Source organism: Mucilaginibacter sp. 21P (assembly GCF_019331605.1).
GTDB classification, from domain to species: domain Bacteria; phylum Bacteroidota; class Bacteroidia; order Sphingobacteriales; family Sphingobacteriaceae; genus Mucilaginibacter; species Mucilaginibacter achroorhodeus.
Window position 1 is genome coordinate 1,662,590 of sequence record NZ_CP063061.1, and the last position, 17,462, is coordinate 1,680,051.

Annotated in this window: 18 protein-coding genes and 1 tRNA gene; 16 read left to right on the forward strand and 3 right to left on the reverse strand. The window is 43.3% G+C overall.

Annotated elements, in window-relative coordinates; genetic code table 11:
• Positions 1-8: 8 nt before the first annotated feature.
• Together INP83_RS07555 and INP83_RS07560 are read right to left on the reverse strand one after the other, a co-directional pair.
• Entirely contained in the window at positions 9-1,535 is a 1,527-nt protein-coding gene (locus INP83_RS07555) for a bifunctional GNAT family N-acetyltransferase/carbon-nitrogen hydrolase family protein (protein ID WP_146268901.1), read from the reverse strand.
• A gap of 78 nt (positions 1,536-1,613) precedes the next feature.
• Positions 1,614-1,985, reverse strand: a complete 372-nt coding sequence (locus tag INP83_RS07560) for a MauE/DoxX family redox-associated membrane protein (protein ID WP_219126933.1) — start codon at positions 1,983-1,985, stop codon at positions 1,614-1,616.
• A gap of 166 nt (positions 1,986-2,151) precedes the next feature.
• On the opposite strand from INP83_RS07560, the gene hemA reads away from it, so the two are divergent.
• From hemA to INP83_RS07630, 14 genes are all read left to right on the forward strand, one after another.
• Positions 2,152-3,375: a glutamyl-tRNA reductase gene (gene hemA / locus INP83_RS07565; RefSeq protein ID WP_219126934.1), complete on the forward strand. Its 1,224-nt coding sequence runs from the start codon at positions 2,152-2,154 to the stop codon at positions 3,373-3,375.
• A 335-nt stretch (positions 3,376-3,710) separates the two neighbouring features.
• Positions 3,711-3,887 carry a hypothetical protein gene (locus INP83_RS07570; RefSeq protein WP_219126935.1) on the forward strand — a complete coding sequence of 59 codons (177 nt, stop codon included), beginning with the start codon at positions 3,711-3,713 and terminating at the stop codon, positions 3,885-3,887.
• Between the two features lie 157 nt (positions 3,888-4,044).
• A complete protein-coding gene (hemC, locus tag INP83_RS07575; RefSeq protein WP_219126936.1) occupies positions 4,045-5,619 on the forward strand; it encodes a hydroxymethylbilane synthase in 1,575 nt (524 codons plus the stop codon).
• 100 nt (positions 5,620-5,719) lie between these two features.
• Positions 5,720-6,691 (forward strand): porphobilinogen synthase, encoded by a 972-nt coding sequence (gene hemB / locus INP83_RS07580; protein WP_219126937.1) that lies wholly within the window; start codon positions 5,720-5,722, stop codon positions 6,689-6,691.
• A gap of 107 nt (positions 6,692-6,798) precedes the next feature.
• Positions 6,799-8,106, forward strand: coding sequence for a glutamate-1-semialdehyde 2,1-aminomutase (gene hemL, locus INP83_RS07585; RefSeq protein ID WP_219126938.1), 1,308 nt, complete (start codon positions 6,799-6,801; stop codon positions 8,104-8,106).
• Positions 8,107-8,193: 87 nt separating this feature from the next.
• The gene (locus tag INP83_RS07590; RefSeq protein WP_219126939.1) at positions 8,194-9,063 is read left to right on the forward strand and encodes a sensor histidine kinase KdpD; all 870 of its coding nucleotides are present in this window, start codon (positions 8,194-8,196) and stop codon (positions 9,061-9,063) included.
• Between the two features lie 24 nt (positions 9,064-9,087).
• Positions 9,088-9,792: a response regulator transcription factor gene (locus INP83_RS07595; RefSeq protein WP_117391405.1), complete on the forward strand. Its 705-nt coding sequence runs from the start codon at positions 9,088-9,090 to the stop codon at positions 9,790-9,792.
• Between the two features lie 9 nt (positions 9,793-9,801).
• Positions 9,802-10,323 (forward strand): tol-pal system YbgF family protein, encoded by a 522-nt coding sequence (locus INP83_RS07600; RefSeq protein ID WP_219126940.1) that lies wholly within the window; start codon positions 9,802-9,804, stop codon positions 10,321-10,323.
• A gap of 85 nt (positions 10,324-10,408) precedes the next feature.
• On the forward strand, positions 10,409-11,434 hold the full coding sequence (gene hemE / locus INP83_RS07605) for a uroporphyrinogen decarboxylase (protein WP_219126941.1): 1,026 nt from the start codon (positions 10,409-10,411) through the stop codon (positions 11,432-11,434).
• Between the two features lie 124 nt (positions 11,435-11,558).
• Positions 11,559-12,095, forward strand: coding sequence for a CopD family protein (locus tag INP83_RS07610; RefSeq protein ID WP_219126942.1), 537 nt, complete (start codon positions 11,559-11,561; stop codon positions 12,093-12,095).
• 120 nt (positions 12,096-12,215) lie between these two features.
• Positions 12,216-12,788 (forward strand): RNA polymerase sigma factor, encoded by a 573-nt coding sequence (locus INP83_RS07615; RefSeq protein WP_370630594.1) that lies wholly within the window; start codon positions 12,216-12,218, stop codon positions 12,786-12,788.
• Positions 12,778-13,551 (forward strand): hypothetical protein, encoded by a 774-nt coding sequence (locus INP83_RS07620; RefSeq protein WP_219126943.1) that lies wholly within the window; start codon positions 12,778-12,780, stop codon positions 13,549-13,551. Before INP83_RS07615 ends, INP83_RS07620 begins: the two co-directional genes overlap by 11 nt.
• 21 nt (positions 13,552-13,572) lie before the next feature.
• A complete protein-coding gene (locus INP83_RS07625; protein WP_219126944.1) occupies positions 13,573-14,379 on the forward strand; it encodes an outer membrane beta-barrel protein in 807 nt (268 codons plus the stop codon).
• 111 nt (positions 14,380-14,490) lie between these two features.
• Positions 14,491-15,489 (forward strand): ABC transporter ATP-binding protein, encoded by a 999-nt coding sequence (locus INP83_RS07630; protein WP_219126945.1) that lies wholly within the window; start codon positions 14,491-14,493, stop codon positions 15,487-15,489.
• A gap of 144 nt (positions 15,490-15,633) precedes the next feature.
• Here INP83_RS07630 and INP83_RS07635 read toward each other — a convergent pair whose 3' ends face one another.
• Positions 15,634-16,548 (reverse strand): PfkB family carbohydrate kinase, encoded by a 915-nt coding sequence (locus INP83_RS07635; RefSeq protein ID WP_219126946.1) that lies wholly within the window; start codon positions 16,546-16,548, stop codon positions 15,634-15,636.
• An 86-nt stretch (positions 16,549-16,634) separates the two neighbouring features.
• On the opposite strand from INP83_RS07635, the gene INP83_RS07640 reads away from it, so the two are divergent.
• Both INP83_RS07640 and INP83_RS07645 read left to right on the forward strand, forming a co-directional pair.
• Positions 16,635-16,711, forward strand: a tRNA-Asn gene (locus tag INP83_RS07640).
• Between the two features lie 91 nt (positions 16,712-16,802).
• On the forward strand, positions 16,803-17,426 hold the full coding sequence (locus tag INP83_RS07645) for a TetR/AcrR family transcriptional regulator (RefSeq protein WP_219126947.1): 624 nt from the start codon (positions 16,803-16,805) through the stop codon (positions 17,424-17,426).
• Positions 17,427-17,462 lie beyond the last annotated feature (36 nt).

Consider the following 17,462-nt stretch of genomic DNA (forward strand, 5'->3'; position numbering starts at 1 on the left):
GCGTAAAGCTAAACTTTCTTCCCGTTAAATGTAATCCCATAAAGATCGGTACGGCGGTCTTTCAGGTTTTGTACGCTGCCGTATTCGTGCAGTTCGCCCAATATGGATAAGTCTACATCTGCTATCACGATCATTTCGCTGTTCGGTGTCGCTTCAGACTGGATACCATTAGTCGGGAAACCGAAATCTGATGGCGTGAACACCGCCGATTGTGCATAAGAAATATCCATGTTGTTTACATTAGGCAGGTTGCCTACACAACCAGCAATGGCCACATAACATTCGTTCTCAACAGCACGGGCCTGTGCGCAAAACTTAACGCGGTTATAGCCGTTTTGGGTATCGGTTAAGAAAGGCACAAAGAGGATCTGCATATCCTGGCTTGCCAAAATACGCGATAGCTCTGGGAATTCTACATCATAGCAGATCAGGATACCTATCTTGCCGGAATCGGTATCAAACACCCGCAGATCGTTACCACCGCGCATACCCCATGAGCTAATCTCTGAAGGGGTAGGGTGTATTTTCACAGTCTCTTCCATACTGCCGTTGCGGCGGAAGAGATAGGAAACGTTATACAAATGCTCACCTTCTACCTTAGGCATGCTTCCAGCTACAATATTTACATTGTAAGAAACAGCGAGCTTTGAAAACGCTTCGGTTATAGGGTCTGTAGACTTTGCCAGCTCGCGCATTGCTTTAGCCGCATCCATATGGTTGTACTCGGCCATTAATGGCGTGTTAAAAAGCTCCGGGAAAAGGATAAAATCAGACTGGTAATCACTCACCGCGTCAATAAAATATTCCGCATGTTTCATCAACTCGCTGATGTTGTTATAAGGGCGCATCTGCCATTGCACTAAACCGATGCGGACAACGGTTTTGTTGTTGATAACAGAGCTTACTTCCTCATAATATACGTTGTTCCATTCTATTAATGTGGCAAAGCCTTTTGAGCGGGCATCCTCAGGCAGGTAATTGCGTAATATTTTGCGAACGTGAAAATCATTAGCCAATTGGAACGATAGGGTAGGGTCGTATATTTCCTTATACTTTACCTTATCAATATACTGGCGAGGCGTAAGATCGTTCTGAAATTTTTGATAGTTTGGTATACGGCCACCGGCAATGATGCTTTTCAGGTTCAGCTTTTCGCACAAAGCTTTGCGCGCTTCGTATAAGCGGCGTGCAAGGCGCAAACCACGGTATTTTGGGTGTACAAATATCTCAATGCCGTAAAGTACATCACCCTTGTCATCATGCGTTTTAAAGGACCCACCAGCGGTTATCTGCTTATAGGTATGCGCATCGCCATACTTTTTATAATCTACAATGATACTCAATGCACAACCTACCACTTCGCCGTTTACGGTTACGCAAACCTGCCCTTCGGGAAAAAGCTTGATCAATTTTTTGATTGATGCCGAGTCCCAATAGTCCTCATCCATATCCAGGTAGGCCGACTTCATTGATTTTTTCAGCTCCTGGTAATCCTGTGCTTCCAGGTTGCGCAATTCAATACTTTGCAGATCCATAGTGCCTTTTTAACCCATTTTTAAGCTGATTGTTTTATTGACGCACAACCTCAGAGAATTTATAAACCATCTAATGCCTTATTTTCTATGCCACCATGCCCAAAGCATTAACACCGGCTGTAACAACAGTCTTATCCATGCAATTACCGGTGTTACCATCAGTGCGCCAACCTGTAACGGAGCATCAATAAGCATGCTGATGTGTACCGGCAAAAAAGCAGCTAAAAGTAATATTAAACCCCATGAGGCAACCTTACGGGTTTTAGGCCGTATCATTAACAGCGCTAATAAAATTTCAAATGCACCAGCTAAATAATTGGCGATAACCGGCAATGGAATGTATCGCGGAATGATACGTATGTAGCCCTCCGGATGGATGAAATGATTGAGCCCGGCAAGAAGGTACAAAAGCACCAAAATGCTAAGACTGATGTTTTTAATTATTCGCATTTTATGTTGTTCAATCGATTGATTAATAACCGATTTTATAAAAATACGCAATTTTATTGCGGAAAATACATTATTTATAACCATTCTAAATACGCCTGTTTGACAAATAATTGACATTGCAACCAATAGGGTGTGTTACTTTTGTTGGGCTTAAAAATAAACTGCTTTGGAGTATCTTAAGGTAATTGCGTTTACACATAAACAGATCGAACTGAAAGAACTCGGTAAATTGGTTATCTGCCAGGAGAACCTTACCGATAAACTCAGAGCAGTTAAAGCGCACTTCGGTATTGATGAGATCTTTTACTTATCCACCTGTAACCGTGTAGAATTCGTTTTTTCTACGGCTGTGCAGGTTAACAGAGAATTTGCTGAGTCTTTTATATCAGAAATGCGCATAGGGCTTTGCCCGCATGCTACACAAACCTTTTTAGATGCGGCTTCTATCTACGAAGGTAAAGAGGCATTAAATCACCTATTGCGCACTTCGTGTTCATTGGAAAGCCTGGTTGTAGGTGAAAAAGAAATTTTAGCGCAACTGCGTAAAGCTTACGAAGATTGCCGCGAAGAAGGCCTTACCGGTGATAAGCTTCGTTTGGTAATGGAATGTGTGGTTAAAACAGCGAAAGAGGTTTATACCAATACTAATATCTCTAAAAATCCTATCTCAGTTGTATCATTAGCTTACCGTAAACTAAAGGATCTTAAGCTTTGTTCAAATGCGCGGGTGCTTATTATAGGTGCAGGCGAAACCAATCGCAACTTATCCAAGTACCTGCAAAAGCATAAATTCAGCAATTTTGCGGTATTTAACCGTACGCTTGAAAAAGCAAAGCAGTTAGCTGCTGATCTTAACGGCGAAGCATTTGAACTGGCAGAACTGGTAAATTATAAAAAAGGTTTTGACGCCATTATTACCTGCACATCAGCGGTAGAGCCCATCATCACCCCAGAAATTTATACTTCACTGCTTAACGGTGAAGCCGGCAAAAAAACTATTGTTGACCTTGCCATCCCTAACGATACCGCGCCCGAAGTATTAGAGCAGTTTGATGTTAACTTTATCGAGGTCCACTCGCTTAACGAAGTTGCCAAAAAGAACCTGCAGGAGCGCTACCACGAACTTGTTCATGCAGAAGCTATCATCGAACAAAACATCACCGAATACTTTGTAATGCTTAAACAGCGCAAAGTAGAACTGGCTATGCGCCAAGTTCCTCAAAAGATCAAAGAGATACGCCACAATGCGGTTAATACTGTTTTTGCTGATGAGGTACAAAGCCTGGATGATGAATCTCGCGCCATCTTGGAGAAGGTGATCAACTACATGGAAAAGAAATATATCAGTGTGCCTATGATCATGGCAAAGGATATATTGATCAATCACTAAGATTTTCTTTTTTCTGTATATTGGTTTATTTTAGGGGAATGAACCAACGTCTGTCCATTAAATACAAACTCTTTTAAAAGATTCTATTCGCTATGTTTATATGGTTTGCGCTGTAGTTGCCAAGCCCGGTTGGCTTGTTCAATTATATCTTTATTAAGTCTGATTATGATTTATTGACCATTTCTCAACGCATCCTCCACTTTGGTATTTGTCTTGCCTTATCCATTTATTATTATCGCGATATCATCATAGTTGAGTATAGTAAAACTGATTTGATTGTTATAGATAACAAGGACCACCAAATTTATACCACCCCTTTCAAAAATTTAATAAGCATGTCGTCATCTGTACGTACAAGAAGGGGAGCGGTAGCTACTAATACTTACAAAATAGAATTTTTAACCAAGCAAGGCGCTAAAGACCAATTGAAGTTTGCCGCCTACTACGGTAAACGGATAAGAGATTTTATGGAAGCGGTTAAGGCTGAGAATCCTGATTTTTATAAAGAATAATTTTCGCTGCCCCAAGTTTAGCGCAGCATATCTCGTGATATAGCATGTGGTAAGCTGGAAGCTTACCCCTCTAACAGTCAGCATACTCTCATATCCTTATTTAATACATAATTACTGCCTCTAAAAAATTAAATTTGCGTTGTAAAAATTTAACCTTTTGGACAGAACAGTAATTATCGGCACACGCGGAAGCGAACTTGCACTATGGCAGGCAAATTTTGTTAAGGACCAACTTGCAGCATTGCACATCCCTGCAGAACTTAAGATCATTAAAACACAGGGAGACCGTATCCTTAACCTAAGCCTGGATAAACTGGAAGGCAAAGGCTTTTTTACCAAAGAATTAGAAGAAGAACTACTGGCAGGCACCATAGATATTGCCGTGCATTCGCATAAAGACCTGCCTACAGAAAATCCGCCGGGACTTATCATTGCAGCAGTTTCAGAACGGGAAAACCCGGCTGAACTGCTGATGATATTAAAGGACTGCGTTGATGTACGTCAGAAGCTGTCGGTAAAATATGGTGGCATTGTGGGCACGTCATCCAATCGCCGTAAAGCACAACTGCTTGCCCTGCGCCCCGATCTGGAAATAACAGACCTGCGTGGCAATGTGCCTACCCGCATTGGCAAATTACGCGATGAGAAATATGACGCCATAATGCTGGCAAAAGCCGGTGTTAGTCGTTTAGGTATCGATCTGAGCGAGTTTCATGTAGAGGAGTTAACCCCGACGGAGTTCATCCCTGCACCTGCACAGGGTGTGCTGGCCATACAGATACGTGATAACAATAAAATCCTTTTTGATGCGCTGCAGGAATTAAACCATCCAGAAGTTGCCGAGCAGCTTGCATTAGAGCGTGGTGTATTAAAACAATTTGGTGGCGGGTGTCACCTGCCATTGGGTGTTTACTGCCGTAAAGAGAACGGACAATACCAGGTATTTACTTCAAAATCTGATGATGAAGAGGAATTTCCTGATCGCCTATTTATAGAAACACCAACACTTGAAGGTGTTACCGAACGTATTTTAGCCAAGTTTGCTAAAGACAGAAAGTTCCCTGCAAAGGTGTTTATCTCAAGGGATATTTCAGCAAACAGCTACTTCCGCCGTGCGTTGCAAAAGCATAAGATCACTATCGAAGACCGCTCGCTGATCCGTACAGTTCCGGTTATCACCCGTTTCGATTCTTATATTCTTAAGAATATCGACTGGGTGTTTTTCACCAGTAAAAATGCAGTTGAATATTTCTTTAAACTGCAGCCGCAATTTCCAAAAAAAGTAAAATTTGGGGTAATGGGTGCGGGTAGCGAAGATATGCTTCGTCGCAATGGTCACTTTGCTGATTTTGTTGGAGAAGGTACCGATACCGCTGATGTAGCTGCCGATTTTGCTGTGTTGGCAAATGGTAGCACAGTTTTATTCCCGGGAGCAGATAACCCAATGAGGAGTATTCATCAGGGCTTGTCGGCAGATACAAAGATCATTGATCTGCCGGTTTACGAAACTGTTTTAGAAGAAGATGTAGAGGCCAGTGGTGCCGACGTGATGATATTTACCAGCCCAAGCAATGTCGACGCTTACTTTGCCAATAACCTGCTTGAGCCTGGCCAGAAAGTGATAGCCATAGGCAAATCAACCGGTAAAAAGTTTGATGAGATGGGCGTAAAATACGTGCTCCCATTCTCTCCGGATGAGGTAGGATTAGCCGAGGCAGTGTTTGGGATTTAAATGTTCACTGGTTCATTTGCTCATTAGTTCATTGGTGACGCTTTAAAGTCCGCCTGCAACTAATAAACTAATGGACCATTGAACTAATGAACTTAAAAAGATGCTACAACGACCAAGAAGAAACCGCAAAAGTGAAGTTATCCGCCAGATGGTGCAGGAAACTCATGTAAGTGCGGCCAATTTGATATTTCCGCTTTTTATTGTTGATGGTGAGAGCCAGAAAACTGAGGTAGCTTCGATGCCGGGTATTTACCGTTATTCTATCGATAACCTGCTACGCGAGGTGGAGAGCTGCCTTAAGCTTGGCTTAAACTCTTTCGACTTGTTCCCGAATATCGATGAGGCGCTGAAAGATAAGTTTGCTACTGAAAGTCACCGCGACGAAAGCCTGTACCTGCGCGCTATCCGTGCGGTAAAAAAGGAATTTCCTGAGGCTTGCGTGATTACCGATGTAGCTATGGATCCATATAGCAGCGATGGCCATGATGGTATTGTAGAGAACGGCGAAATAATAAACGATGCCACTTTAGAGGTATTAGGTAAAATGGCTTTGGCACATGCACGCAGCGGTGCCGACATCATTGCGCCTTCAGATATGATGGATGGTCGCGTAGGCTACATCCGCAAGGTGTTGGATGAAAACGGCTTCACCAATGTGTCGATCATGTCGTATTCGGCAAAATATGCAAGTGCGTTCTATGGTCCGTTCAGGGATGCATTAAACTCTGCGCCTAAGTTTGGCGATAAGAAAACCTATCAAATGAATCCCGCTAATCAGCAGGAGGCTTTGATTGAAGCCCGTTTAGACGAAGCAGAAGGTGCTGATTTCCTGATGGTGAAACCCGGTTTGCCTTATCTGGATGTGATTAAACTATTGAAAGACAACACCCAGCTACCTATTGCAGCCTACAATGTAAGCGGCGAATACGCTATGATCAAAGCTGCCATACAAAAAGGCTGGCTAAACGATCAGCGTGCCATAACCGAAGTGCTGACGAGCCTTCGCCGTGCAGGTGCAAGCGCGATATTGACCTATCACGCAAAAGAAGTGTTGGAAAATAAGTGGCTGTAGAAAAGCCCCACCCAAACCCTCCCCGAAAGGGAGGGCTTAATGAAAATGTTAAAATGTTATTCCAAAAGTCTCCCCTTTTGGGGGAGATTTAGAGGGGGCTATATAAAATGAGTATACCTGATATCAGCAGAGCCAACTCTGCCGAATTGTACGAGAAAGCGAAAACGTATTTCCCTGGCGGTGTAAATTCACCGGTTAGGGCATTTAAGTCTGTTTATGGGACGCCGCTGTTTATCGAAAAAGGTAATGGCAGCCATATTTGGGATGCGGATGGTAACGAGTTTATCGATTTCTGCTGCTCTTGGGGGCCGCTTATCTTGGGTCACGCAAATCCTAACATACTTGAAAAGGTTACCGAGGTGATGCAAAAGGGTATGTCATTTGGTGCGCCAACTGCACTGGAGAATGAACTGGCAGAATTGATCCTGAACAATAATAGGTTTATTGAGAAGATCCGTTTCACAAGCTCGGGTACCGAGGCGGTAATGTCGGCCATCAGGCTGGCGCGCGGTTATACCAAGCGCGATAAGATCTTAAAGTTTGAAGGCTGCTACCACGGTCACTCAGATAGTCTGTTGGTTAAAGCAGGTTCGGGTTTGGTTACCTTTGGCGAAACCTCATCTGCAGGTGTTCCAAATGCGTTTGCCAACGAGACTATCGTTGTAGCATTAGATGATACCAAAGCTTTAGAGGGCGCATTTGCCGAGTTTAAAGGCGAGATAGCTGCGGTGATCATTGAGCCTATCCCTGCTAATAACGGTCTGTTGCTGCAAAGCCAGGAGTACCTGCAATACCTGCGCGACATCTGCACCCAAAACGGTACTATGCTGATATTTGATGAGGTGATCTCCGGCTTCCGTGTAGGTTTTGAAGGCGCTGCAGGCGTTTACGGTATTCAACCGGATATTATTACTTACGGCAAGATCATTGGCGGCGGTTTGCCAGTTGGTGCTTACGGTGCATCTGCAGAAGTAATGGATCATATATCTCCTGTAGGTTCAGTTTATCAGGCCGGTACATTATCGGGCAATCCAGTTGCTATGGCTGCAGGTATTGCACAGTTGAGCCAATTATTAAAACCAAGCTTTTATCAGGAACTGAATTATAAAACGGCAGCGTTTGTGAACGATATACTGGATTTCGTAAACGGCAAAGGTTATCCCGTTAAGTTATTTACTATCGGGTCTATATTCTGGTTTGCATTTACAGATCAGGAGAGCATTAGCACTGCAGAGCAGATTGACCCTAACAGCATGATTATGTTCAAAGAAATGCACCGCGAATTGCTTAACCGCGGCGTTTACATGGGCCCGTCAGGTTATGAAGTTGGCTTCATATCATCGGCCCATACAACGGCTGACTTGGAAACAACAAAAACAGCTATATTTGATAGTTTAGATATTGTATTTAAATAGTAGTAAGCAATAGGTAGTGAGCAGTTTGCAGCAAAGCAATCTGTAAACAAAAGACTGCAAACTGAGAACTGAAAACTTCAAACTAATATGAAGAAGACGCTGGTAATATTTTATGCAATTATCATTTATGCCGTTGCCGAGTTGATATGGTGGGGCTACATGCTGGTTAACCTGAACCCAAGCCGCAAAGGCATGATAACGGGTGAGGGGATGATGTTTATCATGGTGTTTTTGGTGGGTGCTTACTTCCTGCACAAATCACTGAATAAAGAAGTGAAGCTGCAGGAACAAAAGAAGAATTTCTTGTTGTCAGTAACCCATGAACTTAAATCACCACTGGCATCTATCAAGATATTGCTGCAAACTATCCAGAAGCGCGATCTTAATCGTGAGCAGATCTTAAACTTTATTGATAAATCGCTTTTGGATGTAGAGCGGTTGGATGATATGGTTGAGAATATGCTGCTGGCAGCCAAGATCGAGAACCGTTCTTACAGTTTCCCTAAAGCGGAATTTAACCTATCCGTATTGGTAGATAGTATTGTTAACCGCTTACAGATAAGCAAGTGCGATTGTAACCAGCAAATAATTGCAGCGGAAATAGAACCGAAGGTGATGATTACCGGCGACAAGTTTGCCTTAACATCTGTAGTGACCAACCTTATTGAAAACGCGGTGAAATATTCAAGCCCCTGCGAAACGGTATTTGTAAAGTTGTTTGAAAAAGATGACCGTATCATATTCCAGGTAGCCGACCACGGTATCGGGATAGCGGATAGCGAGAAAAATCGCATCTTTGAAAGGTTCTATCGTGTGGGTAGCGAAGATACCCGTAACACAAAAGGTACAGGTTTGGGCTTATACATAGTTAAAGAGGTGTTAGATAAGCATCAGGCCAGTATTAAGGTAAAAGATAACCGCCCTGCGGGTAGTGTATTTGAAGTAGTATTTGCATAAACATAAACCTAAGCATACATGAGCATGCCAAACAGAAAAAGAATATTGTTAGCCGAAGATGAAGAGCATTTGTTAGAGGCCATTAAGTTAAACCTGGAGCTGGAAGGTTATAAAGTTTCTACAGCAAACAATGGGAAAAAAGCGCTTCAGATTTTTAAGGAAGAGCGTTTTAACCTGGTAATATTAGATGTGATGATGCCCGAGATAGACGGCTTTGTGGTTGCTGAAACCATCAGGTTAGAGAACTCTGAGGTGCCTATCATGTTCCTTACCGCAAAAAACACCAACGAGGATAAAATATCAGGCCTTAAAAAAGGTGCGGATGATTACCTTACGAAGCCTTTTAACCTGGAAGAGTTGATCCTGCGTGTTAACAATCTTATCAAGCGCAGCCTCAAAGGTGATGATCTGAAAGAGTTTAACAGCTACAAGATAGGTGATAAAACTATCCACTTTAACTCATTTGAGTTGATCAACGAGGATGGCAGCATCACGGCTTTAACCAAAAAGGAAACCATGCTGCTGAAGCTGTTGATAGAGCGCCGAAATGAAGCTGTGTCGCGAGAGCAGATCCTGGAAACGGTTTGGAACTATGATGTTTACCCATCAACCCGTACCATCGATAACTTTATCCTTACGTTCCGTAAGTACTTTGAACCAGATCCAAAGAACCCGGTTTATTTCCACTCTATACGTGGTGTAGGTTATAAGTTTACTGATAATCACTAATAGTACTGCATGTTTACAAACAGGGCAAGGATATTAGTTATAGGGATGTTTGTGATACTGATGGTAGTTGCCATTAAGTACCAGGTATATCAACTGGCGGCGGCAGCCGCCATGTTTGTTGTAATACTGATATATGGATATTTTAAGCAGGGCACAATTGTGCTGGCTGCAAAAGCTTTCCATAACAAGGAATATGACAAGGCCGAAGAATTATTAAAGCAGGTGTACAAACCCGAAGTGCTTAGCAAAAAGCGCCGTGGTTTTTATGAGTTTATTTACGGCGGGGTTTGTCTGCAAAAGCAGGATTTTGACGCGGCCGAACAACATTATGAACTTGCAGCACTGTTTCCGCTGCGTAACGCTAATGACCATGTAGCCGCCTTGGTGCACGTGGCCAACATTAATGTGCGTAAAGGCAATTGGGACAAAGCGAAGGCTTACCTGCAATTAACAGAAAAATACAAAGACAATATAACTGCCAAAATGAAGGATGTGATCCAGAAAGTAAGGCAGGAAGTACAGAAGCATTAAGAATTGACAAAGGATTTGTAGATGAAAGACAAAGGATAAAAGACGTCCTTGTTCCTTTATCTCCATGTCCTTACTCTCCAAAGAAATGAAAGATTCCTTATTTATAAAAGCTGCATTTTCAGAGAAAACAGAACGACCACCCGTGTGGATGATGCGCCAGGCTGGCCGTTTTATGCCGGAGTATTGGGAAATTAAAAACAAATACTCGTTTTTGGAGATGTGCAAAACACCGGAGATCGCTGCGGATGTTACCATGCTGCCGGTTGATCTGTTAGGTATTGATGCGGCCATATTGTTCTCGGATATCCTGGTTACAGGCGAGGCCATGGGTGGCGACCTAAGCTTTACCGCAGGCGTAGGCCCGAAGTTTGCCAACCCGGTGCGTACCCAGGCAGATGTTGATGCTTTGCAAACAAACGTGGGCGACAGGTTACATTATGTTGCCGATGCTATCAAAGTTATTCAGCAGCGTTTAAATGGGAGCATCCCGCTGATAGGTTTTGCTGGTGCGCCATTCACCGTAATGAGCTACCTGGTTGAAGGTGGATCATCAAAAGATTTTAAACTAACCAAACTGATGCTGCATAACCAGCCCGAGCTGGCGCACCAGTTACTTTCAAAAATCGCTACGGTTACTGCCGATTACCTCAACCTGCAGATTGCTGCCGGTGTAAACGCTGTACAGATATTCGATAGTTGGGCGCAGGCTTTATCGTGGGATGATTACACCGAATTTTCTCATCGCTATATCCAGGAGATCATCAGTAAGTTGAACCGGAAGGATATACCGGTGATCTCGTTTTGTAAAGGCAGTTCAGTATTTGCACCGCTAATGGCTGAGGCAAATCCGGATGTGATCTCTATTGACTGGAACGTGGACCTGTTAGATATGAAGAACAGGTTGCCACAAGGCATAGCCGTACAAGGTAACCTTGATCCACATATACTTTATGCTGATAAATCGGTGATCAAAGACCGTATCCATCGCCTGTTTGAGCGTATGCGCGGGCAGGAGGGCTTTATCTTCAATTTGGGTCACGGCATTATGCCTGATATTCCATTTGATAATGTGAAATACGCGGTTGAGGTGATAAAAGAGTTTAAATATTAAGACCCAATAAATAAACTTATGTCATTGCGAGGAGCGTAGCGACGTGGCAATCTCTTCGCATGTATGTTGAACGCGAAGAGGTTGCCACGCTATCGCTCGCAATGACATATTGCTAATAGGCATCATGTACCAATACGTTTTAGCCATACATATCATATTTGTAGTCTGCTGGATGGCGGGGCTTTTTTACATGGTACGCCTTTTTATCTATCACACCGAGGCACAAGAAAAACCTGAGCCTGCCCGCACCATTCTTTCAGAGCAATTTGAATTGATGGAACGCAAGTTATGGTGGATAATCACCACGCCGAGTATGTATCTGGTGGTTATTGCCGGTGCTTTAATGATACACCTCCACAAGTGGTACATGATATGGCCGCGCTGGCTTATCATTAAGCTATTGTTTGTTGTCGGTCTGCTGGTTTATCACTTCATCTGCCAAAACAAAATGAAGGCCATGGCCAGTGGCAAATTCACTTGGACATCCACCCAGCTCCGTTTATGGAACGAACTGGCTACCATAATTCTCTTTGCAATTGTTTTCCTGGTTGTACTTAAAAATTCTTTGAACTGGATCTTCGGTGTGATAGGCATTATTGCTTTCAGCGTTATCCTGATGATAACTGTAAAGATATATAAACGGTTTAGGGAAAGGAAGTAGATATCAATTCGTGTTTCTTATTATCTTAGGCTAACTTAAACTTCTAACTTTTAGAAGTTTTTATTTTTTTATCACCACATGCAACCAAAACATCAACACTAACATCTTACTAATAAATAAATGATGTTTTTGGAACCTAAGCACACGATTAACGAACTGGTAAGCCGATGTATAGCCGGGCAGCGCAAAGCGCAGGAGCAGCTATACAAACAGTTTGCCTCAAAAATGCTGGGCGTTTGCATGCGCTATGCTACCGACCGTATGGAGGCCGAAGATATGCTGCAGAATGGTTTTGTACGGGTGTTCGGCAAAATTGCAGACTATCGTGGCGACGGCTCTTTTGAGGGCTGGGTGAGGCGCATTATGGTGCACAGCTCGATAGAATACTATCGTAAGCATCATAAAATGATGCAGGTAGTAGAGTTAGGTGAAACAGTGCAGGAACCGTCGGCAGAGGCGGCAGCAGCAAGTAGTTTGGAGGCCAAAGACCTGCTGGAACTTATTAAATCACTATCGCCGGGTTACCGGATGGTATTTAATATGTACGCCATTGACGGCTATTCGCATAAAGAAATAGCGGATATCATGGGTATTAGCGAGGGGGCATCAAAGTCGCAATTGTCAAGGGCAAGGGCGATACTTAAAGAACAGGTTTTAAAGTTGGACAACAAAAAATATAACTATGCAGGATAAAGATCTCGACCGCTTGTTCAGCGATAAGCTGAGCGATCTGGAAGTTGAACCATCGCGCCATGTATGGAAAGGCATCTCTGCTGATTTAGATAAAAACAAGCGCAAACCTTTGGGTATTTACCTAAGCATTGCCGCAAGTTTACTGGCAATGTTAACGGTTGGTATCTATTTTTTGGGTAAAAAAGTGCAGGCTGATCAAAACCAGCAGGTAGCGGCAGTAAAAGGTGGAAAGAAACCGGAACCGGCTGTAAAACGAACTAACAACATTAAAGATGTTAAAGTAGTTGAACCCCTTATTGCAAACGTGGTTATAGAACCGGTAAATAAGGTTAAGTCGGCATCGAAGGTGAGAGCTGTTGTTGATAGGGATTTCCGACAACCGGAGCGTGAGCTGTCGCCGGTAAAGCCAAAACCACTGGAAGTTACTGAACCGCAGGAACAGCTTGCACAGTTGCCTGCGCAAAAGCCTTTAGGCATTAAATTTACGGTGCCCGATAAAGATGTGCCGCTTGCAGAGAAGATAGCTGAACCTTTAGCACCGTCAACATTGGCTGCCAATGCGGAACCAGCTAAAACAGAACTTGCTGCTGCACCGGTACGCAAACACAAAATACGTGGCATCGGCGACCTTCTAAACGCAGTTGTAAGTAAGATTGATAAACGAAAAGATAAACTGATAGAATTTTCAAGCAAAGACGAAGATGAACCGAATGTTACAGGCCTTAACCTCGGTTTCATCAAAATAAAAAAACAAAGTAGATAATTTTAAAGTACATTACAGAACATGAAACGCCTTCTCTTTACCATCATTATAGGCTTGGCCGCTACATCGCTTTTTGCCCAAACCACCACTACTGATTCCGTTAAAACTGACACCACCAAAAGCAGGCGCACACGCATCCGGCTTGGCTTCGGCGACGATGTAGCGCAGGTGAATATCAACGATACCACCCGCCGTGCATCAAAAGCGCCGGGTTTTTCATTCGGGCTTACTTTTACCCGTTTTGATATCGGTTTAACAACGTTGAATGATAATGGCAGCTTTACCCTATCACCAACTAACAGTTTCTTAAATTATCGCTCATGGCGCAGCAGCAGTATCGGTTTTGATGTGCTGCAGTTGGGTTACCGTTTCAGCAGTTCGTTCAGGTTTTATGTAGCCGGTGGTTTTGACTGGACTAATTTACGCCTGCGCAACAACATCACCATACAACGCGGCGGTAATGCGCTTACTTACACCCAGGATGATGTGCAGTACAGCAAGAACCGTTTATCTGCCACATACATCCGCATACCTATCTCGTTTGATTTCCGTACGCATGATGATGCCGACGGCCGCAGGTTCCACTTTGTGGTTGGTCCGGACCTGGGCATCCGCATTAGTAATAGTCTGAAACAGGAAAGCAGCCAGGGTGATACCAAACTGAGCGGCGATTATCATTTTGCTAAATTCCGCTATGGTGCGGCAGCGCGCATAGGTTACGGAGCTATTGGCATATTCGCTAAATACTATTTCAACAACATGTTTGATAACAGCCCGGCGCAGGACGGCTTAAGACAATTTAACTTCGGTATGAGCGTGGGTTGGTAAGCAGTAATCTAAAGTATTTATTGAGGGATCTTCATTATAATGAATATCCCTTTTTTATGTCTGCAAATTGCCTCTCCGTGAAAGTGCCTTTAATATTTATCTTTGGCCTTAATGGCTAACGAAACTTTTTTACGGGCAGATGGTGTAAGCAGATCATATGGCGGGGCGGTACAATCAGGAGTAAGCAATATCTCAATGGATGTAACGCCCGGTAAAATTACGGCCATCATTGGCGAAAGCGGAAGCGGAAAGAGTACGTTGCTACGCCTGCTGTACGGTTTGCTCTCGCCGGATAGCGGCACCGTATCTTTTAACGGAGAACGGATTTGGGGGCCTGAAGAAAAACTCATCCCCGGCCATGATGCCATGAAAATGGTTACCCAGCATACTGATGACCTTAATTTATTCGCCCGGGTATGGGACAATGTTTCGGCAATGCTGCCCAATACCAACGTGCAGGCCAAAGAGGAAAAAACGGAGCAGGTATTGCGACAGTTAAATATAATGCACCTGGCTCTAAAACGTGTTGCCGACCTTAGTGGCGGCGAAAAACAACGCGTAGCCATTGCAAGAGCCATCATTACCCGCCCGCAGGTTTTATTGTTGGATGAACCATTTAACCAGGTTGATACATCTTTTAGAGAAGGCCTGCAGCATGATATCAGGCAGATAGTGAAGGAAACCGGCATTACGGTGATCATGGTGTCTCATGACCCAGCAGAGGTGCTTTCCATGGCCGATGAACTAATAGTGCTTAAGAATGGAGAAATTGTTGAAACCGGGCATCCAAAGGAGCTTTATAACAATCCGAGGAATTTATATACTGCTGAATTGCTAACCAACTGCAATGTACTTACTGCCGATGAAGCTAAACAATGCGACATTAATATTGATAAACAAACCGTTGTAATTTACCCTGAGTGGATACGCATTGCCACCATGCTTAAAACCAACGAATGGCAGGTTAAAGAAGTGCTTTTTAAAGGTTCTTATGAAGATCTGATATTGGAAAGTAACGACGTTATTCTCCGTGCTGTAAATAATGAGCCTGATGCTTACAGGGAAGGTGATGTGGTAGGTATAAAAGTGAAGAAGTGGTTAGAGTATTAATGGATGTGCAAATGTGCAGATTACAGATGTGCAGATGCCATTAAATCTAATTTCATGTATACTGCAAAAGAATGGTGCAGATCACAGATATACGCAGTTTTAATTTGCATATCTGCACATCTGTAATCTGCACATCTAAATGGCTTATATCTCGAAAGATGCCAGGCTAACAAACTGCTGTACGCGTGCGTTAACTTCTTCCTGACTTAAATTTTTAATTTTCTCAGGGCCAAATTTCTCTACACAGAATGATGCCAGCGCTGATCCGAAGATGATGGCGTTTTTCATGTTGTTGAAATTTACTGTACCCACTTTAGCCATATAACCGATAAAACCACCGGCAAAGGTATCACCGGCGCCGGTTGGGTCAAATACTTCGGCAAGCGGCAGGGCAGGGGCCGAGAAAACGTGATCTTCATGGAATAACAATGCACCGTGTTCACCTTTTTTAATGATCAGGTATTTTGGGCCAAGCGTTAAAATTTTGCGCGCAGCTTTCACCAATGAGTATTCGCCTGATAACTGGCGTGCTTCCGCATCGTTGATAATTAATACGTCAACCATTTTAATGGTTTCCAAAAGGTCGTCCATTGCAATGTCCATCCAAAAGTTCATGGTGTCCATCGCAATTAGTTTAGGGCGGTTTTTAAGGCGTTTAATAACCGTTTGTTGAACCTGAGGGGTTAAATTACCTAAGAACAAATATTCGCAGTCCTGGTAGCTTTCCGGGATGATAGGGTCAAAGTCGGCCAATACGTTAAGGTCAGTCACCAGGGTGTCGCGGCTGTTCATATCATTATGGTATTTGCCGCTCCAGAAAAATGATTTTTCGCCCTGTTTTATCTGTAAACCTTCGGTATCTATGTGGTGGTCATTAAAGCTTTTTATTTCTTCCTGCGGGAAGTCGTCGCCAACAACGGCAACAATTTTTATCTGGTCATAAAAGTAAGATGCGGCCAAACTTGCGTAGGTAGCAGAGCCTCCAATGATTTTATCGGTTTTGCCGAAAGGGGTCTCAATTGCGTCAAACGCCACAGTACCAATGGTTAACAAACTCATGTAAAATATTTTTAAATTTTTTTTGTGCAAATATTGTGAAATATCATCAGAAAACATACTTTTGCACTCTCCAAACCGGAAAACACTCCTGAATAGCTCAGCCGGTTAGAGCATCTGACTGTTAATCAGAGGGTCGCTGGTTCGAGTCCAGCTTCAGGAGCCAAAAGCCTCACAGCAATGTGAGGCTTTTTTATTTGCCGCTTGCCCCGTCATTTTTTGCTATTTTTATATCGCTTTTGCTTTATCATCCCCCAATGGAAACAGAAATTCCCGGCGCTATGCGCAACAAAGAGCAAACACGCCAAAAGTTTTTGGCTGCGGTTGAGGAAATCCTCACTACCAAAGGGTTTGCTGCGCTTAAGGTGAACGATATAGCCAGGGCCGCCGGTTTAGATAAAAAGCTTATCTATAAATATTTCGGGGGTAAAGACCAGCTGATAGACGAGTACATCAGGCTTAAGGATTTCTGGAGTAATGTAAAGGGTGATGAAGTGCCCGATCTTAGTGGTGGCGGTGCCAAGTTTGTTGAAGCAATGGTGCAATCGCAGTTTGATTACGTTTACAAAGACGAAGCATTTCAAAAGATCTTATTGTGGACATTGACTGAAGAACGGGAATCACTCAAAAAACTGATAAACGCACAGGAGGCCAATGGCGAAATGCTGATGCAATACATCACCGATCCGCATTTTGGAGAGCGTTCAGCGCAATTCCGTGCGATAATGGCGGTGATCATATCCGGTACTTATTACCTCGACCTTTTTTCAAAGGTAAACGGCAGTAAGTTTTGCGGTATCGACGTGAACGATGAAACTGGCAGGGAAGAGGTGAAAAAGGGTTTATCATTTCTCATCAGATCGGTCTACAAATATTTATAGGGGATATTCTGTGCGCTTTTTTAACTAAAAGATACC